Source organism: Cupriavidus sp. 96C5-1, assembly GCF_057798855.1.
The window spans coordinates 68,301-91,791 of record NZ_JBYOJU010000017.1; the positions used below are offsets into that span (position 1 = coordinate 68,301).

Annotated in this window: 19 protein-coding genes and 1 riboswitch; of the genes, 6 read left to right on the top strand and 13 right to left on the bottom strand. The window is 67.9% G+C overall.

Annotation, left to right across the window (positions count from 1 at the left end; genetic code table 11):
• Positions 1-46: 46 nt before the first annotated feature.
• From AC3FOF_RS19500 to AC3FOF_RS19535, 8 genes are all read right to left on the bottom strand, one after another.
• Positions 47-796, bottom strand: coding sequence for an AAA family ATPase (locus AC3FOF_RS19500; RefSeq protein WP_035816088.1), 750 nt, complete (start codon positions 794-796; stop codon positions 47-49).
• A gap of 50 nt (positions 797-846) precedes the next feature.
• Positions 847-1,356, bottom strand: coding sequence for a GNAT family N-acetyltransferase (locus AC3FOF_RS19505; RefSeq protein WP_488727523.1), 510 nt, complete (start codon positions 1,354-1,356; stop codon positions 847-849).
• Between the two features lie 157 nt (positions 1,357-1,513).
• A complete protein-coding gene (locus tag AC3FOF_RS19510; RefSeq protein WP_488727524.1) occupies positions 1,514-2,656 on the bottom strand; it encodes a thiamine phosphate synthase in 1,143 nt (380 codons plus the stop codon).
• Positions 2,653-3,501, bottom strand: coding sequence for a thiazole synthase (locus AC3FOF_RS19515; protein ID WP_488727525.1), 849 nt, complete (start codon positions 3,499-3,501; stop codon positions 2,653-2,655). The genes AC3FOF_RS19510 and AC3FOF_RS19515 overlap by 4 nt, the downstream gene beginning before the upstream one ends.
• Before the next feature lie 6 nt (positions 3,502-3,507).
• The gene (gene thiS, locus AC3FOF_RS19520) at positions 3,508-3,705 is read right to left on the bottom strand and encodes a sulfur carrier protein ThiS (RefSeq protein WP_488727526.1); all 198 of its coding nucleotides are present in this window, start codon (positions 3,703-3,705) and stop codon (positions 3,508-3,510) included.
• Between the two features lie 12 nt (positions 3,706-3,717).
• Positions 3,718-4,896: an FAD-dependent oxidoreductase gene (locus AC3FOF_RS19525; RefSeq protein ID WP_488727527.1), complete on the bottom strand. Its 1,179-nt coding sequence runs from the start codon at positions 4,894-4,896 to the stop codon at positions 3,718-3,720.
• A gap of 136 nt (positions 4,897-5,032) precedes the next feature.
• Positions 5,033-6,919, bottom strand: coding sequence for a phosphomethylpyrimidine synthase ThiC (gene thiC, locus AC3FOF_RS19530; RefSeq protein WP_017226364.1), 1,887 nt, complete (start codon positions 6,917-6,919; stop codon positions 5,033-5,035).
• A gap of 101 nt (positions 6,920-7,020) precedes the next feature.
• A riboswitch (TPP riboswitch) is annotated at positions 7,021-7,122 on the bottom strand.
• A gap of 171 nt (positions 7,123-7,293) precedes the next feature.
• Positions 7,294-8,685, bottom strand: a complete 1,392-nt coding sequence (locus tag AC3FOF_RS19535; protein WP_017226365.1) for an RtcB family protein — start codon at positions 8,683-8,685, stop codon at positions 7,294-7,296.
• 267 nt (positions 8,686-8,952) lie between these two features.
• Here AC3FOF_RS19535 and AC3FOF_RS19540 point away from each other — a divergent pair, with 267 nt between their 5' ends.
• Positions 8,953-10,614, top strand: a complete 1,662-nt coding sequence (locus tag AC3FOF_RS19540; RefSeq protein WP_488727528.1) for an acyl-CoA dehydrogenase family protein — start codon at positions 8,953-8,955, stop codon at positions 10,612-10,614.
• A 312-nt stretch (positions 10,615-10,926) separates the two neighbouring features.
• Complete coding sequence (locus AC3FOF_RS19545) at positions 10,927-12,471, top strand: methyl-accepting chemotaxis protein (protein ID WP_488727529.1); 1,545 nt, start codon at positions 10,927-10,929, stop codon at positions 12,469-12,471.
• Positions 12,472-12,540: 69 nt separating this feature from the next.
• Here the strand turns inward: AC3FOF_RS19545 and AC3FOF_RS19550 are convergent, their stop codons facing one another.
• The 3 genes from AC3FOF_RS19550 to metK form a co-directional block, all read right to left on the bottom strand.
• Positions 12,541-14,220 carry a GMC family oxidoreductase gene (locus AC3FOF_RS19550; RefSeq protein WP_276265535.1) on the bottom strand — a complete coding sequence of 560 codons (1,680 nt, stop codon included), beginning with the start codon at positions 14,218-14,220 and terminating at the stop codon, positions 12,541-12,543.
• Positions 14,221-14,597: 377 nt separating this feature from the next.
• A complete protein-coding gene (kdoO, locus tag AC3FOF_RS19555; RefSeq protein ID WP_017228138.1) occupies positions 14,598-15,548 on the bottom strand; it encodes a Kdo hydroxylase KdoO in 951 nt (316 codons plus the stop codon).
• A 279-nt stretch (positions 15,549-15,827) separates the two neighbouring features.
• Positions 15,828-16,991 (bottom strand): methionine adenosyltransferase, encoded by a 1,164-nt coding sequence (gene metK, locus AC3FOF_RS19560; RefSeq protein WP_017228137.1) that lies wholly within the window; start codon positions 16,989-16,991, stop codon positions 15,828-15,830.
• A 312-nt stretch (positions 16,992-17,303) separates the two neighbouring features.
• On the opposite strand from metK, the gene AC3FOF_RS19565 reads away from it, so the two are divergent.
• The 4 genes from AC3FOF_RS19565 (at position 17,304) to AC3FOF_RS19580 (ending at position 21,035) form a co-directional block, all read left to right on the top strand.
• A complete protein-coding gene (locus AC3FOF_RS19565) occupies positions 17,304-18,302 on the top strand; it encodes a lysophospholipid acyltransferase family protein (protein WP_488727530.1) in 999 nt (332 codons plus the stop codon).
• Positions 18,299-19,192: a lipid A biosynthesis lauroyl acyltransferase gene (locus AC3FOF_RS19570; protein ID WP_488727531.1), complete on the top strand. Its 894-nt coding sequence runs from the start codon at positions 18,299-18,301 to the stop codon at positions 19,190-19,192. Before AC3FOF_RS19565 ends, AC3FOF_RS19570 begins: the two co-directional genes overlap by 4 nt.
• Before the next feature lie 112 nt (positions 19,193-19,304).
• Positions 19,305-20,171 (top strand): diaminopimelate epimerase, encoded by an 867-nt coding sequence (gene dapF / locus AC3FOF_RS19575; RefSeq protein WP_488727532.1) that lies wholly within the window; start codon positions 19,305-19,307, stop codon positions 20,169-20,171.
• Between the two features lie 54 nt (positions 20,172-20,225).
• Complete coding sequence (locus AC3FOF_RS19580; protein ID WP_488727559.1) at positions 20,226-21,035, top strand: polyphosphate kinase 2 family protein; 810 nt, start codon at positions 20,226-20,228, stop codon at positions 21,033-21,035.
• 92 nt (positions 21,036-21,127) lie between these two features.
• Here AC3FOF_RS19580 and AC3FOF_RS19585 read toward each other — a convergent pair whose 3' ends face one another.
• Together AC3FOF_RS19585 and AC3FOF_RS19590 are read right to left on the bottom strand one after the other, a co-directional pair.
• Complete coding sequence (locus AC3FOF_RS19585) at positions 21,128-22,462, bottom strand: DUF3734 domain-containing protein (RefSeq protein WP_488727560.1); 1,335 nt, start codon at positions 22,460-22,462, stop codon at positions 21,128-21,130.
• A gap of 167 nt (positions 22,463-22,629) precedes the next feature.
• Positions 22,630-23,412, bottom strand: a complete 783-nt coding sequence (locus AC3FOF_RS19590; RefSeq protein WP_017231313.1) for a 3-hydroxybutyrate dehydrogenase — start codon at positions 23,410-23,412, stop codon at positions 22,630-22,632.
• Positions 23,413-23,491 lie beyond the last annotated feature (79 nt).

Below are 23,491 nucleotides of genomic sequence, written 5' to 3' on the forward strand. Positions count from 1 at the left end.
CCGAGACGCCAGCCGCCTGCAGGGGCCGCTCTCTCGGGCGGCAGGCTTATCCCTCGAACAGCACGCGCAGCATGCGCTCGGGATTGGCCAGGAAATCGCGCGTCACGCGAAAGTGCTCGGTGTCCTGGTAACCGACGCGCGCCACACCCTCGGCCGAGCAGGCATAGATCCATGCATCCGGGTAAGCCATCAGGATCGGCGAATGCGTGGCGATGATGAACTGCGAACCATCGCCCACCAGGTCGTGGATACGCGAGAGCACCGCCAGTTGCCGCTGAGGAGAGAGCGCGGCCTCGGGTTCGTCGAGCAGGTAGAGCCCGTTGCCGCCGAAGCGATGCATCATCAGCGCGAGAAACGATTCGCCGTGCGATTGCTCGTGCAGGGAACGCCCGCCGTAGGCGTCGACAACGGGCGGGCCGAAGGCGGGCTCCGCGTCCAGGCGCTCGATTTCCGTTGCCACGTTGAAGAAGCTCTCCGCGCGCAGGAAAAAGCCATCTCGCGGACGCCTGAAACCACGCGCCACACGCAGGTACTGGTGCAGCTCCGAATGCGATCTGCGTGTGCCGAAACTGAAATTGCGCGAGCCGCCCTCGGCGTTGTAGCCCATCGCGACCGCGATGGCCTCCATCAGCGTGGACTTGCCCGAGCCGTTCTCGCCGACCAGGAAGGTAACCTTGGGATGGATCTCCAGCACATCGAGCGAGCGCACCGCGGGCAGGCTGAAGGGGTAGCGTTCGAAGCTCTCGACGATATCGCGCCGCAGGGTGACGCGGCTGATGAACTGGGAGGAGATCATGATGACAGCGAAGTGGATGGCCACGTCGCTATCGTAGCGCGGAACGAGCCTCAGAGCGGCAAGCGCATCGCGATACGCTGCCGCAAGCCAAGCGCTGCCTCGCGCGCAAGCGCTGCGGCCAGTTCGGGACACAGGCCAGCCTCTTCCAGGGGGCGGAAACCGAGCCGCTCGTAGAACGGCGCATTCCATGGCAGATGGCGGAAGGTGGTGAGCGCGAGCGATTGCAGGCCTTGCGCGCGAGCCCAGTCCGCCACGGCGCTCACCAGTGCGCGGCCGAGGCCACGGCGGGCATGGGCCGGGTGCACATCCATTTCATCCAGGTAGGCACGCTGTCCGCTGGTGCTGGCGAGCGCGAAGCCGGCTACGCCGCCATCGGAGGCAATGGCGACCCACAGGCGGCTTTCGCGCTGCGCGCGTTGCAGGTCTTCGAGCGGGGTGACGCGCCCGCGCAGCGCGGGCGGCAGGTCGTCTGCGGGAAACAGCCCGGCCGCTGCGCGTTCGATGGCGGGGAGTGTTGGCAGGTCGGCCGTGGTGGCCAGGCGGATGTCAGGGAATGGCATGGGTATGCGGCAGTATTCAGCGCGCCGGGGCGCCCGCCCTCTCCCATGGCATGGCAGAGGAGCCCGGAGGAGAGGGTGAGCGCCGGCCCGGAGCGAGCGCATTCCTGCCTGCGTACGCCGGCCTCGCCTCCGGGCCCCGTTCCGTACGCCGGAGGTTTCAGGCCGCCGGGAACATCCCCAGCAGATTCGCCACCGCAGCCGGCACGTCGTCCGCCTCGGTAATCGCGCGCACCACTGCCGCGCTGCCCACGCCGGCAGCCAGCACCTGCGGCAGGCGCGCGGCGTCCACGCCACCAATGCCCACCAGCGAAGGCACCACCGGCTGCATCAGCTTGGCATAGGCATGGAAACGGCCCAGGCCCTGCGGCGCGGTCGGCATCACCTTGGTGGTGGTGGGGAAGATCGCACCCAGCGCCAGGTAGCTCGGGCCGATGGTGGCCACGCGCAGCATCTCGGCGTAGCCATGGGTGGACACGCCGAGCCGCAGTCCGGAATCACGCAGCGCATCCAGGTCGGCCTCGTCGAGGTCTTCCTGGCCCAGGTGAATGCCGTAGATGCCGCTGCGCGCGCTGTCGTTGCCGTGGCTGGCATGGTGATCGATGGCGGCACGCCAGTGGTCGTTGATGAACAGGCGCGACGCGCTGCCGCGCGCGGCGCCGGCGGCGCGCTCGATCTCGCCGCGCACGGCCTGCGCATCGTTCGACTTGAAGCGCAGCTGCACCGTGGGCACGGCCAGCGGGACCAGGCGCTCGATCCAATCCGCCGTGGGCACCACCGCGTACAAACCCAGCGGCGGGCATGGCGCGAACGGCTTGGCGCTGCTCTCGGGCGCCACCAGCGCGGCGTGGCGCACCTGCGGGAAGCGCGCGAAATCCACCGGCCAGTCCAGCGAGCCGGGCTGCCAGGCGCGCGCCAGGCAAAGCGCGTCGTGCGCGGGAAAATGCAGCGCCAGGCAGGCCAGCAGTACCGCCACGAAGCCCGGCGAGTGGGCGGTATCGCCATCGGCACGGGCGCTGAAGACCCAGGTGCCCATCGGCGAGCGCACGGTATCGCTCCACTGCCCGCCCTCGCGGTCGCTCTCGATGGCGATGGCGCCGGCAGCGGCGATGCGAGCCAGCGTCGCCGCCTCGGCCTCGCCATCGAACAGCACCACGTCGGCATTGCCGAGTTCGGCTGGCGCGTCGGCCTGCGCCCATACGCGCCAGGCCTTGTCGGCGGTGCCAAAGGTGGCGCCGTAGCGCGCCAGCAGCGTGTCGCGCAGCGCGGCGTCGACGGCGGCCTTCACTCCGTTGCGGCTCATGCGCGGTCCTCCGCGCCTGCGGCGTGCCAGAACGGCATGCCCACCACCGGCGTGCTGGCCTGGGCGATATCGCGCTCGGGCATGGGACCGGCCAGGTAAGCGGTGCGGCCGGCATCGACCGCGAGCGCGAAGGCGCGTGCCATGTTCACCGGATAGGCCGCCTGCGCGACCGCGGTATTCAGCAGCACGCCGTCGTAACCCCATTCCAGCACCTGGGCCGCATGCGAGGGCAGCCCGAGACCGGCGTCGACGATCAGCGGGGTATCCGGCAAACGCTCGCGCAGCAGGCGCATGGCGTGCGGATTGACCGCGCCCTTGCCGGTGCCGATCGGCGCGGCCCAGGGCATCAGCGCCTGGCAGCCCACGTCGAGCAGGCGGCGGCACAGGACCAGGTCTTCGGTGCAATACGGCAGCACCTTGAAGCCTTCCTTGATCAGCGTCTCGGCCACCGCCGGCAGGTTGAGCGTATCGGGCTGCAGGGTATAGTCGTCGCCCACCAGTTCAAGCTTGATCCAGTCGGTCTCGAACACCTCGCGCGCCATCATGGCGGTGGTGATGGCTTCCTGCGGCGCCATGCAGCCGGCGGTATTGGGGAGCACCGGCACATCCATCGACCTGAGCATCTGCCAGAAGGCCTGGCCGCCCTCGCCCTCCCCCACCGCGCCCTGGCGGCGCAGCGCCACCGTCAGCATGGCGGGCCGCGCCACTTCCACCGCGGCCTGCAAGGTGGCGGGAGACGGATAGCGCGCGGTGCCCAGCAACAGGCGCGAGGCGAACGACTCGCCATAGAGCACGAAGGGGTCGCCGAGCAGGTCGCGGCGGGATTCTGCGGTATTGAGCGTCATGTAGGGTCAGCCTCCCGTCACGGGTTGCACAAGGTCGATACGGTCGCCGGCGGCGAGCGTGGTGGCCGCATGCGCGGCGCGCGGCACGAACTGGCCGTTGAGCGCGGCGGCAAAAGGCGGCGCGATGCCGGCGCAGGCCACCGCATCGGCCAGGGTCGCGTTATCGGCAAGCCCGAGCGGACGGCCGTTGAGCAGGATATCCATGGTCATTGTCGTTCAGTGCAGCACCGGCGAGCCGGCAACGGTGTCGAGCGCGGGCTCGATCATGCCGGGCCAGCGCAGCGCGGCGGGCACGGCATGGGCGGCGGGATCGTCATCGAGCAGCGCCCGCACCACCTGGCAGGCCGCCTCGGTGACCGCCGGGGCGATCAGGAAACCGTGCCGGTACAGGCCGTTGAGACGCACGATGCGGGCATGCTGGTCCACCCGGATGGCCGGCAGATGGTCCGGCCGCGTCGGGCGGCGCTGCACATTGAGTTCCAGCACGCGCGCCTCGCCGAACGCCGGGTCCAGCGAGTAGGCTGCCGAGAGCAGTTCCAGCGCGGAGCGCACGCTCATCGGCGAATCGTCCTCGCTTTCGAGTTCGGTGGCGCCGATCACGTAGAGATCGTTGGGCTTGGGCGCGATATAGATCGGATAGCGCGGATGCAGCAGGCGCACCGGGCGGTGCAGCTTGACCTCGGGCGCGTGCACGCGCACCACTTCGCCGCGCAGGCCGCGCAAGCCCGGCATGCTGCCGTGCGCGGCCGGCTGTCCGGGCCACGCGGCGCGCGCGCCCAGGCCGCGGCAATCCAGCACCACGCGGGCACCGATGCCAAGCGCCGGCAGGTCGCCCGCCTCGACTTCACCGGCTTCCCATACGCAATGCAGGCCGCTGGCAACCGCGCAGGCCAGCAGCGCACGCAGCGTGCCGCGGTTATCGAGTTGCCCTTCGCCGGCCAGCAGCAGGCCTTGCGAGAAGCGGCCCGCGAGCGCGGGCTCGAGCGCGGCCACGCCGTTGCCGTCCAGCGCGCGCATGCGCTCGGCCACCAGTTCGGGCGGCGCCACGGCGCGTACGCGGCTGGCGAACAGCGACATCTCGCTGCGGTCGCGCGTATGCCATACCACCAGCGTGCCGTCTTCCTGGAAAAACACCGGCTCCGGCAATTCGGCTATCCAGGCGCGCCACAGGTCCACGCTGGCGGTGCCCAGTTCGACGATGCGGCGCTCGGCAATGGCGGATTCCGCCAGGGGCGCCAGCATCGCCGCCGCCACATACGCGGCCGAGCCCGCGCCGTCGGGGCCGGCGCGCTCGATCAGCGCCACGCGCAGGCCGGCGCGTACCAGTTGCCAGGCGGATAGGCGCCCGGCCAGGCCGGCGCCGAGCACCGCCACATCAAACGACTGCACTGTCATGGGGATGATTGTGCCGGCGCGCCCCCCGCCGGGGGGGCGAGCGGCCGGCGCCCTAAAGTGCTGGGCGGCCCCGCATCCCGGGGCACGGAACCTCACGTGCCAGGCGCGCGCGTTCGCGCGCCTGGCACCCACTTCGTCACGAGTAGATCTTGCTGCCGCTCTTGACGAACTCGATCGACTTCTCCTGCATGCCCTGCTCGGCTTCCGGCTTGAGCGAGGCGGCGTAGTCGCGCACTTCCTGCGTGATCTTCATCGAGCAGAACTTGGGACCGCACATCGAGCAGAAATGCGCGATCTTGGCGCCTTCGGCCGGCAGCGTGGCGTCGTGGTACGAACGCGCGCGCTCGGGATCCAGGCCGAGGTTGAACTGGTCCTCCCAGCGGAACTCGAAGCGCGCCTTGGACAGCGCGTTGTCGCGCAGCTGCGCGCCCGGCCAGCCCTTGGCAAGGTCGGCCGCGTGCGCGGCGATCTTGTAGGTGATGATGCCTTCGCGCACGTCTTCCTTGTCGGGCAGGCCCAGGTGTTCCTTCGGCGTGACGTAGCACAGCATGGCAGTGCCCATCCAGCCGATATTGGCTGCGCCGATGCCGCTGGTGATGTGGTCGTAGCCGGGGGCGATATCGGTCACCAGCGGTCCGAGCGTGTAGAAGGGCGCTTCATAGCAGTGCTTCAGCTCTTCATCCATATTGGCCTGGATGCGCTGCAGCGGCACGTGGCCCGGGCCTTCGATCATGACCTGCACGTCGTGCTTCCAGGCCTTGGCGGTCAGCTCGCCGAGCGTGCGCAGCTCGCCGAACTGGGCGTCGTCGTTGGAGTCGGCGATACAGCCGGGACGCAAGCCATCGCCCAGGCTGAACGACACGTCGTACGCCTTCATGATTTCGCAGATCTCGTCGAAGTGCGTGTACAGGAAGTTTTCCTTGTGATGCGCCAGGCACCACTTGGCCATGATCGAGCCGCCGCGCGAGACGATGCCGGTGACGCGGTCCGCGGTCATCGGCACGTAGCGCAGCAGCACGCCGGCGTGGATGGTGAAGTAGTCCACGCCCTGCTCGGCCTGCTCGATGAGCGTGTCGCGGAACATTTCCCAGGTCAGGTCCTCGGCGATGCCGCCGGTCTTGTCCAGCGCCTGGTAGATGGGCACCGTGCCGATGGGCACCGGCGAGTTGCGCAGGATCCATTCACGGGTTTCGTGGATGTGCTTGCCGGTGGACAGGTCCATGATGGTGTCGGCGCCCCAGCGGATCGACCACACCATCTTTTCCACTTCCTCGGCCAGCGACGACGTCACCGCCGAGTTGCCGAGGTTGCCGTTGATCTTGACGCGGAAATTGCGCCCGATGGCCATCGGCTCCAGCTCGGTGTGGTTGATGTTGGCGGGAATGATGGCGCGGCCGGAAGCGATTTCGCGGCGCACGAACTCCGGCGTCATGTCTTCCGGGCGCAGCGGCAGCGCGGCACCCAGCGCATTGCCGGGGTGCTGGCGCAGCAGCGCCTTGTATTCGGGCTTGTCGTACAGGGCCTGCAGGTTCAGCGACTCGCGCAGCGCGACGTATTCCATCTCGGGCGTGATGATGCCGCGGCGGGCGTAGTGCATCTGCGACACGTTGGCGCCGGCCTTGGCGCGGCGCGGATTGGTCAGCTGGGCAAAGCGCAGGTGGGCGGTGGCCGGGTCCGCGGCGCGCGCCAGGCCGTACTCCGACGACAGGCCGGGCAGGACCTCGGTATCGCCGCGCTCTTCGATCCACTTGCCGCGTACCGACGGCAGGCCGGCCTTCAGGTCGATATGGATGTCCGGATCGCTGTACGGGCCCGAGGTGTCATACACGGGAATCGGCGGATTGGACATTTCGCCCTTGTCCGTGCGCGTGGACGTCTGCAGGATCGTGCGCAGCGGCACGCGGATATCGGGGCGGCTGCCGGTCAGGTAGGTCTTGCTGGATGCCGGATAGGCGAACTTCTTGTCGAGATCGGTTTCGAGCGACTCGAAGGAAGCGGCGGGGGCGGTATTTGTGCGGGCCATGGGTGTCGTCCTCTCTTGCGGGGATGGACGAAACCAGGAGCCCTGTGAGCATGTCCGCGGCGGTGAGGCCGGGTCATGTGCCTTGGAGAAGGCAGGAGCTGTTCGGTAACCATGAAACTTCCCACGCCGGTACTAGCCGGATCGGGTTCGAAGGGACTCTCTCAGCCGCACGGCCCATCCGTACGGCACCCCTGTTTCATCCAACGGGGTGAATTTAAGCACAAGGTTCCGGACTTGACCACCCCTGTTTCGATCTGGAGTGTCGTGCGCTGCGGTATGAGCGCCGGCAACGGCGCCTCCGGAGCGAGCCGCGCACCATCGCGCTGCAGCGCACAACAACACTGGGCAGCAACCATCACCCGGCGCCCCGCAAGTCAGGCTTTGAAGGTCACCCAGGGCTTCAGCCGCGCCACCGCCTCGATCAGGCCAGCCTCTTCCTGCGCCTGCAGCACCGGGCCAATCGGCTTGTACGCCTCGGGCGATTCTTCGATCAGGCGCTCCTCGCGCAGGGTGATGCAGCGCCAACTGTTGTCTGCCTGATGGCCTCTGACGCGACGCAAGGCCTGGCGCCGGACACTGCGGCCAGCGCCATGGCTGCACGAGGAGAGCCAGCCGGCATGCCCCAGACCACTTACGATAAAGGATGCGTCCCCCATCGAGCCAGGAATCAAAGCCAGCTCGCCGTGATGGGCGGGAGTGGCCCCCTTGCGGTGGATATTGAGATCCTGTTCACGCAGGACGACGTTATGCGGCACGTCGACCACCAGGCGCGATGCTGCCGCGCCGCACAGTTCCGCCAACTCCTTGCGGACCAGTTCGGCCAGCACCACGCGATTGGCCCATGCATAGCGGGCCGCCGTCCCCATCGCCACCATATATTCGCGCGCCAGGCCGCCCGACAGTCCGTAAAGCCCGCTTTGCGGGTGCTTCAGGCCGGCAGGCCAGGCCCGGCGCGCCTGGTCCATCCAGCGCCGGCCCACGTAGAAGCCGACATCGCGCGAACCGCTGTGGATCATCGCCACGACATCGCCTGGCGCGAGGCCGATGCGATACGCGGCGTGCCGGTCGAAAATGGCGTCCACGACCTGCAGTTCGACGAAGTGATTGCCGCCGCCAGGCGTACCGAGACAGGGATCGCGAAAGATCTCGCGATTGCCGACGTGCGCATCCGGCGCATGGCGGGCACTCCCGCCGAAGGCGTCCAGCCCGACGCAGGCGGCAAGTTCGGCCTCCAGACGGCTGCGATCCACCTGTCCCCACAATCCGTGCGGGGCCACGCGATCGATGAACGCGGCCGGCCCCTCGTCGAACAAGGCGCGAAACGCGGCGCCATGCACCGGCACGTCGCGGCCGTTTTCCAGCAAGGCACGCGTCAGCCTGCGCACCAGGCCTTCCTGCAGCGGCTCCAGGGCGGCGCGCGTCAGGCCGGTGGTGATCAGGCGCATGCCGCAGTTGATATCGGTACCGATCGCGGCGGGAATGACGAAATCCGCATCGGTGGCAACGACCGATCCGACCGGCGCGATGCCGCCCGGATGAAAATCCGGCGTTGCACAGGCTTTGCAGACGCCGTGGTGGCCGTCCGGAGAGCGCACCGCGGCAAAATCGAGCAACTGGCGCACGGCTTTTGCTTCCAGGGGAAGCGTGGCTGGCAACAGCACCGAGGCCTGGGCGTGTTCGTTGCGCAGGTGATAGACGCCTTCGCTGTGCTCGACGTGGATACCCTGGCGCTGCAGGGCTTTTTTAAGACGGGGAAATGAGGACATGGCTGCTGGAATTGCAAGGTACGCGGGTGCCTCCGGAATACCGGGGCAAAAAGTACCTTCTGCGCAGCAGCGTCGAGAAAGGAGCGTGCAGTGTAGCGCCGGAAAGCGGCGTGCGGCAAGCGCCCGGCCCGCAATGCCGTGCCGTTGCGGCGCAAAGTGTTGGCGGCCGGACACATTGCGAGCCCCGCACATAGTCCGCCGCTTGCTCTACCATGCAGTCAGGCATGCCCATTCGCAACGCGCGCAGAAGATTGCACAGGAGACCCCATGACCGAAGCCGCCACCCATCGCGTGTTCAACCAGGTACCGGACCTGACCGGCTACAACCTGTTCACCGGCGACCCCGCGCTGCGCGCTGCGCTGGAACGGCTGGGCGGCGGCTGGCACGCCGGTGCGCTGGATGCGTTCGGCGCCCGCCTGGGCGAGGCCGATGTGCTGCAGTGGGCGGCCGAGGCCAATCGGCACACGCCCGAGTTGCATTCGCACAGCCGCACCGGCGAGCGCATCGACGAGGTGGAGTTCTCGCCCGCGTGGCATGCGCTGCTGGCCTTGCTGCGCAGCCAGCAATTGCAGGCGCTGCCGTTCGCCCGGCCGCGCGAGGGCGCCTGGGTGGCGCGGGCGGCGGGCTACTTCCTGCAGGCACAGGCCGAGTCGGGCTCTCTGTGCCCGCCCACCATGACCTTCGCCAGCATCCCCGTGCTGCAGCAGGAAGCGGCACTGTTCGCCGAGCTGGGGCCAAAGCTGTTCGCCACCGAACACGATCCGCGCGACCTGCCCTGGCGCGACAAGCGCGCGGTGATGATCGGCATGGGCATGACGGAAAAGCAGGGCGGCTCCGATGTGCGCAGCAACACCACCATCGCGCGTCCCGTGCGCGGCGAGGGCCGCGGCGCCGAGTACGCGATCACCGGGCACAAATGGTTTTTCTCCGCGCCGATGTGCGACGCCCACCTCGTGGTGGCGCGCATGGGCGCCGAGGATGGGCCGCTGTCGTGCTTCTTCGTGCCGCGCTTTCGCGACGACGGCAGCAAGAACCCGGTGCAGATACAGCGCCTCAAGGACAAGCTGGGCAACCGCTCCAACGCCAGCAGCGAGGTGGAATTCCGCGATGCCACCGGCATCCTGATCGGCGAAGAAGGCCGCGGCATCCCGACCATCATCGAGATGGCCACCTATACCAGGCTGGATTGCGTGATCGGCAGCGCCGCCATCATCCGCGCGGCGCTGGTGCAGGCCATCCACCATGCGCGCCACCGCATGGCCTTTGGCCGCCTGCTGGCGGACCAGCCGCTGATGCGCAACGTCCTGGCCGACCTGGCGCTGGAGAGCCAGGCCGCGACCTTGCTGACGATGGAACTGGCGCACGCGTTCGAGCGGGCCGATGCCGATCCGCTTGCCACCGCCTGGAAACGCGTCGTCACGCCCGCGGCCAAGTTCTGGGTCTGCAAGCGCGCCATCGAGGTCACCGGCGAAGCCATGGAGGTATGGGGCGGCAACGGCTACGTCGAGGAAGGGCCGATGGCGCGCCTGTACCGCGAGGCACCCGTCAACTCGATCTGGGAAGGTTCGGGCAACATCATGTGCCTGGACGTGCTGCGCGCGCTGCAGCGCAATCCCGAGGATGCCGCGCGGCTGCTGCAGGACCTGGCCCAGCGCGCCGGCGGCCATCCGGCGGTGCGCGCCGAACTCGCCTCGCTGCAGGCGATGCTGCGCGATGCGCCGGAACACCTCGAAACCGGCGCCCGGCGCTTTGCCCAGGGGCTGGTGCTGACCGCGCAGGCGGCGCTGATGCTGGCCCATGCCGATGCGGACGACGCCGAGCGCTTCGCGGCCAGCCGGCTGGGACGCCAGCACGGCCGCGTGTTCGGCACGCTGGAAGGCGACGCCGCGGCGCTGGCGCGCGTGGTGGAACGCGCCTGGCCGGCCTGAAGGCAGCGCGCCTCGGGCGATGACCGGGTGCGCCCTCCGGCGCACTCGCGCACCCGCCAGAGCGGGCACGCCCTCTCCCCGTATCGCTTCGCCTCATCCCGTGCCGGCACCCGGGCATGCCCCGGCGTGCGGCATGCGTCGCCTTGCGCATCCTCCAGCGCTTCCTGCACGGTTTTTCCCCCGCTCCTGCTTCAGTGTGTCGAGGGCCTGCCGTAAACCGTTGATATTAAAGGCACATATTGAATGCATAAGTGCCTGATAGCCCCCATCCATGACTTAGCGGAACGCCCTGCCGGGCGCCGGAATCCTGACATGAACATCAGTCAACGCCTGCTGCTTTCCCTCTCCCTTGCCCTGCTCGCCTTGCTCGCCGTGGGCCTCGGCGGCATCTGGCAGCTCAGCCAGTCGGAACAGCGCTTCGAGTATTTCAACGACAACACGCTGGGCAGCGTACGCGTGCTCGACAGTCTCAAGGACAACGTCAATGCGATGCGCATCTCGCTCTACCGGCACAGCATGACTGACGACCTCAAGGCCAAGACCGATGCCGAAGCGGACCTGGCCAAGGCGGACGAGAAGTTCGACGCCACCGCGGCAAAATACGAGCGCGAGGATATCTCCGACGAAACCGACCGCAAGATGCTGGAAGCCGACCGCGCCACGCTCAAGCGCTATCGCGAGACGCGCGTCGCCCTGCTGGAAAAATCGCGCGCCAACGACCATGCCGCAGCGCACGCGATGCTGGTATCCGGCGAGCTGAACGAAGCGTCGATCGCCTTGCGCAAGGCGATCGACGATCACATCGCCTACAACGCGGACCTGGGCGAGCGCGCCGTGGTGCATAACCGCGCGCAATACGACACGGTCGTGGCGGTATTCGCCGCGGTGATCGCCGTGGCGATGCTGGTGACCGGCTACCTGGCGGTAACGGTGTACCGCCGCATCCACAGCAGCCTGGCCGAGATCGAGCACACCCTGGAATATGTCAGCGACTCGCTCGACCTCGACCGGCGCGCGCCGGTTGGCAGCATGGACGAGATCGGGCGCACCGCCACGGCTTTCAACCGCTTGCTCGAACGTGTTGCGGGGGCGCTGCGCGAAGTGCGTCACTCGACGGAATCGGTGGGCGTGGCGGCACGCCAGATCGCTGCCGGCAATACCGACCTGTCGGCGCGGACCGAGCAACAGGCGGCATCGCTGGAAGAAACGGCGTCGAGCATGGAACAGCTGACCACCACCGTGCGCCAGAACGCCGACAACGCGCGCCAGGCCAGCGGCCTGGCCAGCAATGCCGCCGACGTGGCGGAGCACGGCAGCTCGGCCGTGCAGCAGATGGTGCAGACGATGGGCGCGATCAGCGCCAGTTCCAACCGTATCGCCGAAATCACCAGCCTGATCGAGGGCATTGCCTTCCAGACCAATATCCTGGCGCTCAACGCCGCGGTGGAAGCGGCGCGCGCCGGCGAGCAGGGCCGTGGCTTTGCGGTGGTGGCGGGCGAGGTGCGCAGCCTGGCGCAGCGCTCTTCCAGCGCCGCCAAGGAGATCAAGGACCTGATCGAAAGCTCGGTCGACACCGTGCGCACCGGCTCGGCGCAAGCCGAGGGCGCCGGCAAGACCATGGACGAAGTCCGCCAGGCCGTGAAACGCGTGTCCGACATCATTGGCGAGATTGCCGCCGCCTCGGACGAGCAAAGCGCCGGCATCGAGCAGGTCAACCAGGCAGTCGGCCAGATGGACGAAGTCACGCAGCAGAACGCTGCGCTGGTGGAAGAGGCAGCCGCCGCCGCCCAGTCGCTGGACGACCAGGCCGGCAAGCTGCGCGATACGGTGTCGACCTTCCGCCTGGCGGCGGGCTGAACGGCGGCCGGCGGGCCGCGCAGCGGTCCGCGGATCGCCTCGCGCCCGGCATCGAGACCGGGCCGCGCTTCATACCGCCAGCACCTCGGCCAGCCGCAACACCACGCGCGGACCGTTCCGGATCAGGTCATGCGCGCGCTCGCCGATCATGATGGCCGGCGCATTGGTATTGCCCCCTATCAGCGTCGGCATGATCGAGGCGTCCACCACGCGCAGGCCTTGCACCCCCCGCACGCGTAACTGCGGGTCCACCACCGCGTATTCGTCCATGCCCATGCGGCAGGTCCCCACGGGATCGTAGCTGGTGTCCGCATGCTCGCGGATCATGGCGCGGATCGCGCTGTCGTCGCTGCCGTCCGCGGCCAGGTGCGACGAATACAATTCCTTGCCGCCGAACGCCGCAAGCTGCGGCTGGGCCAGGATGCGGCGCACGATCCGCACCCCCGCCACCAGATCGTCGAGGTCGCGCGGGTCCGACAGGAAACGGGGATCGATCAGCGGCGCATCGCGGACGTCGGGCGAGGCCAGCCGCACTTCGCCACGGCTGCTCGGCCGCAACACGCACACATGGCAAGCGTAGCCGTGGCCCAGGCGGATGTGGCGCATATGGTCGTCGGCCATGCCGACCACGAAGCGCAGCTGCAGGTCGGGTTCGTCGAGATCGGGGTGGCTCTTGAGGAAGGCGCCGGCTTCGGCGAAGTTGGAGGTCAGCATGCCGGTGCGCTCGCGCCGGTAGCGCAGGATCTCGGCCAGCAGGCGAAAGGCGCCACCCACCGACACGCCGAACAGTTCGGGCGCGGCGACGCGCTTGTGCACGACGATGTCGGGATGATCCTGCAGATTGCCGCCCACGCCTGGCAGATGGTGCACCACGGGAATGCCCAGTTCGCGCAGGTGCGCAGCCGGCCCCACGCCCGATGCCATCAGCAGTTGCGGCGAACCAAAGGCACCGGCCGACACGATGACTTCGCGGCGCGCGCGCAGCACCGTCTCGCGTCCATCCAGGCGCACCAGCACGCCGACCGCATGGCGGCCCTCGAACTCGATGCGCTGCACCTGCGCGCCGCTCAACACATGCAGATTGGCGCGGCCGCCGTTGCAGGCACGGTCGGCGGCATCGCCGCGATGCAGGTAGGCGCGTGCGGCGTTCCAGCGCTCGCCGCCGTACTGGGTCACCTGGTACCAGCCCGCTCCTTCCTGGTCCACGCCGTTGAAATCGTCGTTGCGGCGGTAGCCAGCCTGCTGTGCCGCCTCGATGAAACGCTGGCCAAAGGGATTGGGCGTACGCAGGTCCGACACAGGCAGCGGGCCGCTGCCGCCGTGCAGGGGATCGTCATCGCGCCCGGCGAGCCGCTCGTTGCACTCGGCGCGGCGGAAATACGGCAGGACGTCGTCCCAGGACCAGCCATCGCAGCCAGCCATGGCCCAGCCGTCGTAGTCGGACGGCCGGCCACGCGTGTAGATCATGGCATTGATGGAGGAACTGCCCCCCAGGCCGCGCCCGCGCGGCTGGTAGCCGCGGCGCCCGTCCAGCCCCGGCTGCGGCACGGTGCAGTAGCCATAGTTGTGGCTGCCGGCACGCGGCAGCATCGCCGCGTAACCGGCCGGGGTCGACACCAGCGCATGGTGATCGTGGCCGCCGGCCTCGAGCACCGCCACGCTGTCGCTGCCGCTGTCCGCCAGCCGGCTGGCCAGGGCACACCCGGTCGAGCCGCCGCCGACGACGAGATAGTCAAAGGTGGTTTCCATCTGTCTCCCCGCGTGGTCGGAGGTCAGGACGCCGGGGTTGCGCCGGCCTCTTTATCCGTCCGGGCATGCCGGGCACCCCGGTCTGGCGGGCACGCCGCGAGCACGCCGCGAAATCAGTTTAGGCGCTATGCCGGGGGGGTGGAAAGGGGGATGGAAAGGGCGGCACGCATGGCTGCCTGAAGCGCGGCGCTAGTGCCGTGCCGCCACTGCCGGGCGGCCACGCATGGCTAGGGCATGGGGGTCAGAACGCCTTGCCCGCCACGGCCCAGGAAGTGCGCAGGATGCGCCAGCGCGGCTTGAGTGCCCGAGGGTTGCCGCCCCCCTCCCACAGATGGGCGAAGGGGGCAGCAGACCTGCAGTGGTCTACCCCCAGGGCCTCACGCCACCACCATCGGCCGCCCCAGCATCCGCGACAGCACTGCCTCGGGCGAATGCGTGTGGTCGCTGATGGCCTTCGGCGACAGATAGTAGGTCTGCTCCATCATGGCCCGCCCGCGCATGGCCGCATGCAGCACCTGGTCGCTGAAGACGATCCAGGTCGATCCCGGCGGGAACTGGAATTCCTGTTGCGGCACACTGGCCTGGTAGTCGAGATCCGCCTTGGCCAGGTCATGCAGCTGCAGCATGCGATGGTCGTACTCCGAGCGCCGGCGCTTGGTGATGTGCAGCAATTCCATCATCCGTGCCTGCCCCGGCCACATCCCCCGGGTTTTCGGCACGAAGCGCTTCGCGAAGTCGCCAAAGGGCTCGCCCACCCGCCACACGCGCGGCGCCTGCGGGTCGATATTGTGGAACACGCGCAGCAGACGCTGGCCCAGCAGCGGATTGGACGGAAAGGAATCCACATGCAGGCGGGTGTCGTCCTTGCGCCAGCTCACCGGGCGGCCGGCGATTTCGCTCGGGCGCAGCGAGGTGCCGGCGCGCACCAGATGCGGGCCGTATTCGGGGAACAGGGTCAGCACCAGCTTCTCGCTGTATTCGGCATAGCGGCGGATCAGGCGATAAAGATCCTTCAGGTCCTGCTCGCCGCCGGTGGCGCCGCGCACGGCCTGGTCATTGGCGCGCAGGTTGATGTTCTTCGACTTGCCGTCCGACCAGCGGCTGTCGAGAAAGCGCTCCTCGCCAGCCTCGAAACGGAAGTGCAGTTGCGGGAAATACAGCACCGCGCCCTGCTCCAGTTCGCGGCGCAGCCCGGCTCTGGTGCCGGCATCGACCTGCGGTGCCCACTCGGTAAAAGGCTGCGGCCGGATCAGGTTGAACGCGTGCGTGCCTGCCGCGGACGCGGCGGCGCTGGACGCGGAAGGCGTAGGGGTCGAATCAGGTGACATGGGCATCCTCGGTATGCGGGCTCCGGCGACCTGGGCGCGTGCCTGCGGCACGGCGGCAGGATCACAAAGCGCCACTCGCCGGACCGCTTTGCCATCCCGCGATTCTACCCTCGCGGCCGTGCGGCGCCACGCCTGGCGGCGTCGCGCTTGATCCTGGACAAGATGGGCACGGGCCGGAGCCGCGCTTGCGCGCCATGGAAAAACGCCGCCCGATGGGCGGCGCTCAGACTGCCGGCAGCGCTGCGGTGCAGGCACATCCTGCCGGCCTGGTCTGCAGCCTTACAGGCCCGCGGCAGCGCGCAGCACCGCGGCCTTGTCGGTCGCTTCCCACGAGAATTCCGGCTCTTCGCGGCCGAAGTGGCCGTAGGCTGCCGTCTTCTCGTAGATCGGGCGCAGCAGATCCAGCATCTGCACGATGCCCTTCGGACGCAAGTCGAAATGCTCCTGCACCAGGGCGGCGATGGCCTCGTCGGAAATCTTGCCGGTACCTTCGGTATAGACAGTGACGTTGATCGGGCGCGCCACGCCGATGGCGTAGCTGACCTGGACCTGGCACTGGCGCGCCAGGCCGGCAGCGACCACGTTCTTGGCCACATAGCGGGCCGCGTAGGCGGCCGAGCGGTCGACCTTGGACGGATCCTTGCCCGAGAACGCGCCGCCGCCGTGCGGCGATGCGCCGCCGTAGGTATCGACGATGATCTTGCGCCCGGTCAGGCCGCAATCGCCCTGCGGGCCGCCGATAACGAAGCGGCCGGTCGGGTTGACCAGGTACTTGGTGTCCTTGAGCATTTCGGCCGGCAGCACCGGCTTGATGATTTCCTCGATCACGGCTTCGCGGATCTGCGCCTGGGTGATATCCGGCGCATGCTGGGTCGACAGCACCACGGTATCGACGCTGTGCGGCCGGCCGTCGACATAGCGCACGGTCACCTGCGACTTCGCGTCCGGACGCAGCCAGGGCAGGCGGCCATCACGGCGCAGCTGCGACTGGCGCTCGACCAGGCGGTGCGCATAGTAGATCGGGAAGGGCATCAGCTCCGGCGTTTCGTCGCAGGCGTAGCCGAACATCAGGCCCTGGTCGCCGGCGCCCTGGTTCAGGTAGTCGTCGGAGGCGCGGTCCACGCCCTGGGCGATGTCGGGCGATTGCTTGTCGTAGGCGACCAGCACGGCGCAGCCCTTGTAGTCGATGCCGTACTCGGTGTTGTCGTAGCCGATGCGCTTGATGGTGTCCCGTGCGACCTGGATGTAGTCGACGTTGGCGGTCGTGGTGATTTCCCCTGCGAGAACCACCAGCCCGGTGTTGCACAGGGTTTCGGCAGCCACGCGAGCATACTTGTCCTGGGCCAGGATGGCATCGAGGACAGCGTCGGAAATCTGGTCAGCGACCTTATCGGGATGGCCTTCGGAGACGGATTCCGAAGTGAACAGGAAGTCGTTTGCCACGAACTTTTTCTCCAGGTTAGCTATTGCGTGCCAACCTTTCAGCCCGGGCGGCGACGCTTTAGCGGTATTTTCACGCCGTTCCGGTAGAACGGTATCGCCCCGCAAGTTGTCAGTTAACTCGGCGATACGCGTTATTATACGCGCCTGCAAGCTGCCCTGCAGCGCTACTGGCCGGGCGCAAGGCCGCAGCCATGCAAACCGTACAGTGGGCTCCGTAATGACGGCGGGATCCATTTGCTTGCCCCCACTAACGGCACTGCCTGGCAAAACATTAATCACCCACCCGGCCCGCCGGGCCGCTATCCCAATCCGATGACCTTTCTGTTCTGGCTGATTTCCCGCTTGCCGCTCTCGTGGCTGCACGCCATCGGCGGTACGCTCGGATTGCTGGCGGCGCGCCTGCCGGGACGCTACGGCAGGCGGCTTGGCGGGAACCTGCGCCAGGCCTACCCCGACGCCGGCGAGGCGATGCTGGCCGAGGCGGCCCGCTCGACCGGGCGCATGATCCTGGAAATGCCCTACTTCTGGAGCCGGCGCAATCCCGAAGCCCGCATGTACGGCTTCGCCGGCCCGCTGTGGCCGGAAATCGACCGGCTGATGGCACAGGGCCGGGGGCTGATCATCCTGGTGCCGCATCTCGGCTGTTTTGAAGTGCTCCCGCAGGCATTCGCCCTGCGGCATCCCGTCACCGCCCTGTACAAGCCGCCGCACCAGGCATGGCTGCGCGACTGGATCGTCAAGATGCGCACCCGCCCCAACCTGGCCATGGCGCCGGCGCAGCCGCGCGGCGTGCGCATGCTGGTCAAGGCACTCAAGCGCGGCGAAGCCATCGGCATCCTGCCGGACCAGGTCCCCACCGGGGGCGAAGGCGCCTGGGCGCCGTTTTTCGGCAAGCCGGCCTACACCATGACCCTGGTGCAACGCCTGCAGCAGCTCACCGGCGCGCCCATCGCGGCGATCTTCGCCGAGCGCCTGCCGCGCGGCGACGGCTTCCTCGGGCATATGCAGGTCATCGACGACATGCTGCCGGAGGATCAGGCCGAAGCCGCCGCGGTGATCAACCAGGCCGTCGAGAAACTGGTAATGGCAGCCCCCACCCAGTACCTGTGGGGCTACAACCGCTACAAGCACCCGACCGGCGCCGAGTTGCCGCCGGCCCAGCCGCCCCGCGCGCCGCCACCCGGCGCCTCGCGCGATCCACTGGCGGTGCCGCCGGCGGCGGCGCCGCATCAACCAGCGCCGCTTGCGGCGCACAACCCGCCGGCGGTACCGGGCCCGGCGCCGGCATCCATCTCCCACGACCCCAAATGAGCCGTATTTTTACCTGGCTTGGCATCGGCCTGCTGACCGTGCTGGGCAAACTGCCCTATCCGCTGGTGGCGCGCTTTGGCGAAAGCCTGGGCAGCCTGCTCTACCTGATTCCCAGCAGCCGGCGCCGCGTGGTGCAGACCAATCTGCGCCTGTGCTTCCCCGACGCAAGCGAGGCCGAGATCGAAACGCTCTCGCGCCAGACCTTCCGTACCGTCTTCCGCAGCTTCGCCGAGCGCGGCATCTTCTGGACCGGCAGCGAGAAACAGATGCGCCGCTGGGTCCAGATCGACGACCAGGCCAACCTGGTCGCGCTGGACGGCACGCCCCACATCCTGGTCACGCTGCATCTCTCCGGCGTGGAGGCGGGCGCGATCCGGCTGACCATCCACCTGCGCGAGCACGTCGGGCGCTCGGGCGCCTCGCTGTACACCAAGCAGAAGAACGACCTGTTCGACGGCTTCCTCAAGCATGCGCGCGGCCGCTTCGGCGCCAAGATGATTGCCCGCAACGACAGCGCGCGCGACATCATCCGCTGCCTGCGCAAGGGCGAGGCCCTGCAACTGATCGCCGACATGGACTTCGGCGAGCGCGACTCCGAGTACGTGCCGTTCTTCGGCGTGGAAGCCCTGACCCTGACCTCGGTATCCCGCCTGGCGCGGCTGGCCGGCGCCAAGGTAGTGCCGATCTATACCGAAATGCTGCCCGACTACCAGGGCTACGTGCTGCGCATCCTGCCGGCGTGGGAGAACTATCCCGGCGACAGCGTGACCGAGGATACCCGGCGCATGAACGCCTTTTTCGAGGATTGCATCCGCCCGCGCGTGACCGAGTACTACTGGGTACACAAGCGCTTCAAGCACCGCCCCGGCGGCGAGCGCGAAAACTACTGACAACGCGGGCGCGGCGCAGGCTAACGATGTGCCGCCTCCGCCCTCCTCCGGCATCGCCCCCTCCCCCGACACCTCGCCAGCAAGTCCCCGCCGGCCCGACTACAATCGCACCATGAAACTCCAGTTCACCAAGATGCACGGCGCCGGCAACGACTTCGTCGTGTTCGACGGCATCCACCAGACCCTGAACCTGACGCCCGCGCAGTGGCGCGCGCTCGCCAACCGGCATTTCGGCGTGGGTGCCGACCAGATGCTGGTGGTCGAGAAGCCCACCCGCGACGACGTCGATTTCCGCTACCGTATCTTCAACGCCGACGGCAGCGAAGTGGAGCACTGCGGCAACGGTGCGCGCTGCTTCGTGCGCTTCGTCACGGACCACGGCCTGACCGACAAACGCTCGGTGCGCGTGCAGGTGATGAACGGCGTGATCACGCTGACGCTGCAGGACGACGGCCAGGTCACGGTCGACATGGGCGCGCCGGAACTCGAACCGGCGCGCGTGCCGTTCCGCCCCGACGGCCTGCCGACCCGGGCCGAAGGCCGCGATACCGTCTACGGGCTGGAAGTGAACGGCCGCACCGAATGGATCTCGGCCGTCTCGATGGGCAATCCGCACGCGGTACAGGTGGTGGACGACACCGAAACCTTCCCCGTACTGCAGGACGGCCCCATCATCGAGCACCACGCGAGCTTCCCGAACCGCGTCAACGCGGGCTTCATGCAAGTGCTGGCGCGCCATGAAATCCGCCTGCGCGTATTCGAGCGCGGCGCTGGCGAAACGCTTGCCTGCGGCACCGGCGCGTGCGCCGCCGTCGTGGCCGGCATCCGCCGCGGCCTGCTCGACTCGCCGGTGCTGGTGCACACCCACGGCGGCGACCTCACCATCGGCTGGGACGGCGAGGAAGAACCGGTGCGCATGACCGGCCCCGCCACCACGGTCTTCGAGGGCAGCATTGACCTGGACCGCTTGCCTGCCTGACCATAGGGGCCTGCGGCCGGCCCCGGCCGCGCCCTCCATGGAGTGCCAATGGCAATGCCGCTTGCAGATTTCCGCATCACCTCGGGCAAGAACTTCAGCCTGGACGGCTTCAATGCCGACGCAAAGCCGCTGTCCAGCGGCGACAAGGCTGCCGACCAGGCCCGCCTGACCGAACTGAGCACCCATCTGGACGCGCAGCAGGACATCTTCTACGCCGAGCATCGGCGCAAGCTGCTGATCGTCCTGCAAGGCATGGACACCAGCGGCAAGGACGGCACCGTACGCGGGGTCTTCCGCAGCTTCGACCCCCTGGGCATTCGCGTCGTCAGCTTCAAATCCCCCACCGCCGAGGAACTCGCGCACGACTACCTGTGGCGCATCCACGCCCAGGTGCCCCGCGCCGGCGAGATCGTGGTGTTCAACCGCAGCCACTACGAAGACGTGCTGATCACGCGCGTGCACGATTGGATCGACGAGGCCGAATGCGAGCGCCGGTACAAGCAGTTGCGTGCGTTCGAGACCATGCTGATGGAAACCGGCACGACCATCGTCAAGTGCTTCCTGCATATTTCCAAGGACGAGCAGAAATCCCGGCTCGAGGCGCGATTGGCCGACTCGCAGAAGCACTGGAAGTTCGACCAGAAGGATCTGGAAGAGCGGCAGTACTGGAAGAACTACATGGCCGCCTATGAGGCCGCGATCGCGGCCACCAGCACGCCGGAAGCGCCCTGGTACATCGTGCCGGCGGACTCGAAGACGCATCGGAACCTGATGGTGGCGGAAATACTGGCCGAGGTGTTCGGCAAGCTGAAGCCGCAGTATCCGGCCGGCAAGCCGGAACTGGCGAAACTGAAAGTGGTATGAGGGCGTTGCCTGCTGGCGCGGCAGATCGACGTTGGGGTCGAGGCCGTGGGGAATGAAGGAAGTCAAAGGCACCCGTGCCTTTGACCTTGGCGTCAGGCTGATGGCTTCGCCACCGCCATCACATCGTGATGCCCGTTCCCCCGATGGATATCGTGCGTGATGAACGGCCGTTCGTGCGTCGGCATGGCCAGCCACTCCGGATGCTTCAGCGTCTCCCGGATGTCATCCAGCCCGCTGGTCCAATGCTCGTTCATGGTCAGCAAGCCAAACTGGTAGTCCTTGGCGTTGCCCTCGAACGTCTTGTCCCGGTAGATCAGCTGAATCACATTGCGGCGGGCATCGCAGGCGTACTCCGCCGCCTTCCGGTACCAGTCGTTGTCGCGCTGCGCCTGCGGCACCAGCGCCATCACCTCGCTCAGCATGCGCCGGTAATTCTGCTGCTCGCCCATGTAATCGGTAATGGTGCGCGTGCGGCTGGAATACTGGATGTCTTTCTGGCGCTCGGCCACGTCCAGCAGGTTGTGCGGCAGCTTGCCGCGCGCGCTCCACAGGTCCACCTGGAAGATCAGCGCATCGCGGCGCGGCTGGGCGGTCAGCACTTCGGACAGCGGCGTGTTGGACACCAGGCCGCCATCCCAGTAGAACTCGCCGTCGATCTCCACCGCGGGAAATCCCGGCGGCAGCGCGCCCGATGCCATGAAATGCTCGGCGCGCAGCTTGCGGCGGGTATTGTCGAAGTAGGCAAAATTGCCGGTCCGCACGTTGACCGCACCCACCGAAACCCGCATCTCCTGGTGCGCGGCGTTGATGCGGTCGAAATCGACGAAGCGCTCCAGCGTGGACTTGAGCGGGCCGGTGTCGTAGTAACTGGCGTTGGCGGGACCGGCATGGCGTTCGAGCAGGCTCGGCCAGGGCCGCGGCTGGAAGAATCCACGCTGGCCTTCGAAGACCGCGCGCGCCGCCTCGATGCCATCGAACCAGACCCGCAGCGGGTCGGGCCAGTGGGTAGCGCTCTCCGCCAGCAATTCATATGGCAGCAGGCTCGGCAGCCACGGCTGCTGGCAGATGTACTCCCAGAAGGCGCGCAATTGCTCGACCCTGCGCTCCGGCGCGTTGCCGGCGATCACCGCGGCATTGAGCGCGCCGATCGAGATGCCGGCCACCCAGTTCGGCTGGATGCCCGCCTCGACGAGGCCTTGCAGCACGCCCGCCTGATAGGAACCGAGCGCGCCGCCACCCTGCAGCACCAGCGCCCTCACCGTGTACTCGTGATGCACCGGCACCCTTTGGCCGGCGCCCAGCGCAGCGGGGTCGGGGGGAGCGCAACCGCCAGGGGGCAGGTAGTTCGGCTCCGGCTCCCCTGGCGCTTCGGGCTTGGGCGCCCGCCCTGCCGGGTCCGCCACTACGGCAGCCGCCTCGCCCGCCACTGCGGGTTTCGCCGCGCCCGCGCCGTTTTCCTGTGCCACTTTGTCCAGCTTCTGCCGACGTCCACCAGCCACGGCCTCTCCTTGCTTGTTGTGTTTGCCAAAGCGGCCGGCTGCGATGCCGGCCGTGCGGCGGGACGGTGGCGCCTCGCGCCACACCATGCCGCCGCTTACTGCATATACCAGCCGTGACTCACGATAAAGGACTGCCCGGTCAAGGCCGCCGATGGGAACGCGCACAGGAACAGCGCGGTCTGGGCCACGTCGTCCACGGTGGTGAAGACGCCGTCCACCGTGCCGCCCAGCATCACGCGGCGGATGACTTCCTCCTCGCTGATGCCCAGTTCCTTGGCCTGCTCGGGAATCTGCTTGTCCACCAGCGGCGTGCGCACGAAACCCGGGCAGATCACGTGCGAGCGCACGTTGTACTCGGCGCCTTCCTTGGCCAGCACGCGCGCCAGCCCGAGCAGCGCGTGCTTGGCAGCGACGTAGGCGGATTTCAGCGGCGAAGCCTCGTGCGAATGGACCGAGCCCATATAGATCACGGTGCCGCCGCGCTTGTCCTGGTACATGTACTTGAGGGCCGCCTTGGTGGTCAGGAAGGCACCGTCGACGTGGATGGCCTGCATCTTCTTCCAGTCGGAGAAGGCGTAGTTCTGGATCGGGTTGACGATCTGGATGCCAGCGTTGGAAACCAGGATATCGATGCCGCCGAAGGCCTTGGCGACCTCGTCGGTGGCACTGTTGACGGCATCTTCATTGGTCACGTCCATCGCCACCGCGATGGCGCGCCCGCCGGCCGCCTCGATGTCGGCGGCGGCTTTCTGCGCTGCCTCGAGATTCAGGTCGGCGATGGCCACCGCCGCGCCTTCCCTGGCCAGCAAGTCAGCGATAGCCTTGCCGATGCCGCTGGCGGCGCCGGTAACGATGGCGGATTTTCCCTGGAGCTTCATGGACCTACCTCCTGTGCGGATGATTCGGTTGGACGGGTTGAGGGGTTGAGAGGTTGACCGGATGGACCGGCTGCATCGG

Excerpts from the sequence above, each read along its gene's own strand:
- kdoO (WP_017228138.1), bottom strand. The coding sequence starts at position 15,548 with ATGTCACCTGATTCGACCCCTACGCCTTCCGCGTCCAGCGCCGCCGCG.
- AC3FOF_RS19525 (WP_488727527.1), bottom strand. The coding sequence starts at position 4,896 with ATGACAGTGCAGTCGTTTGATGTGGCGGTGCTCGGCGCCGGCCTGGCC.
- thiC (WP_017226364.1), bottom strand. The coding sequence starts at position 6,919 with ATGGCCCGCACAAATACCGCCCCCGCCGCTTCCTTCGAGTCGCTCGAA.
- AC3FOF_RS19505 (WP_488727523.1), bottom strand. The coding sequence starts at position 1,356 with ATGCCATTCCCTGACATCCGCCTGGCCACCACGGCCGACCTGCCAACA.
- AC3FOF_RS19535 (WP_017226365.1), bottom strand. The coding sequence starts at position 8,685 with ATGTCCTCATTTCCCCGTCTTAAAAAAGCCCTGCAGCGCCAGGGTATC.
- AC3FOF_RS19515 (WP_488727525.1), bottom strand. The coding sequence starts at position 3,501 with ATGACGCTCAATACCGCAGAATCCCGCCGCGACCTGCTCGGCGACCCC.
- dapF (WP_488727532.1), top strand. The coding sequence starts at position 19,305 with ATGAAACTCCAGTTCACCAAGATGCACGGCGCCGGCAACGACTTCGTC.
- AC3FOF_RS19500 (WP_035816088.1), bottom strand. The coding sequence starts at position 796 with ATGATCTCCTCCCAGTTCATCAGCCGCGTCACCCTGCGGCGCGATATC.
- AC3FOF_RS19550 (WP_276265535.1), bottom strand. The coding sequence starts at position 14,220 with ATGGAAACCACCTTTGACTATCTCGTCGTCGGCGGCGGCTCGACCGGG.
- AC3FOF_RS19580 (WP_488727559.1), top strand. The coding sequence starts at position 20,226 with ATGCCGCTTGCAGATTTCCGCATCACCTCGGGCAAGAACTTCAGCCTG.
- AC3FOF_RS19545 (WP_488727529.1), top strand. The coding sequence starts at position 10,927 with ATGAACATCAGTCAACGCCTGCTGCTTTCCCTCTCCCTTGCCCTGCTC.
- thiS (WP_488727526.1), bottom strand. The coding sequence starts at position 3,705 with ATGGATATCCTGCTCAACGGCCGTCCGCTCGGGCTTGCCGATAACGCG.
- AC3FOF_RS19590 (WP_017231313.1), bottom strand. The coding sequence starts at position 23,412 with ATGAAGCTCCAGGGAAAATCCGCCATCGTTACCGGCGCCGCCAGCGGC.
- AC3FOF_RS19510 (WP_488727524.1), bottom strand. The coding sequence starts at position 2,656 with ATGAGCCGCAACGGAGTGAAGGCCGCCGTCGACGCCGCGCTGCGCGAC.
- AC3FOF_RS19570 (WP_488727531.1), top strand. The coding sequence starts at position 18,299 with ATGAGCCGTATTTTTACCTGGCTTGGCATCGGCCTGCTGACCGTGCTG.
- AC3FOF_RS19540 (WP_488727528.1), top strand. The coding sequence starts at position 8,953 with ATGACCGAAGCCGCCACCCATCGCGTGTTCAACCAGGTACCGGACCTG.
- AC3FOF_RS19565 (WP_488727530.1), top strand. The coding sequence starts at position 17,304 with ATGACCTTTCTGTTCTGGCTGATTTCCCGCTTGCCGCTCTCGTGGCTG.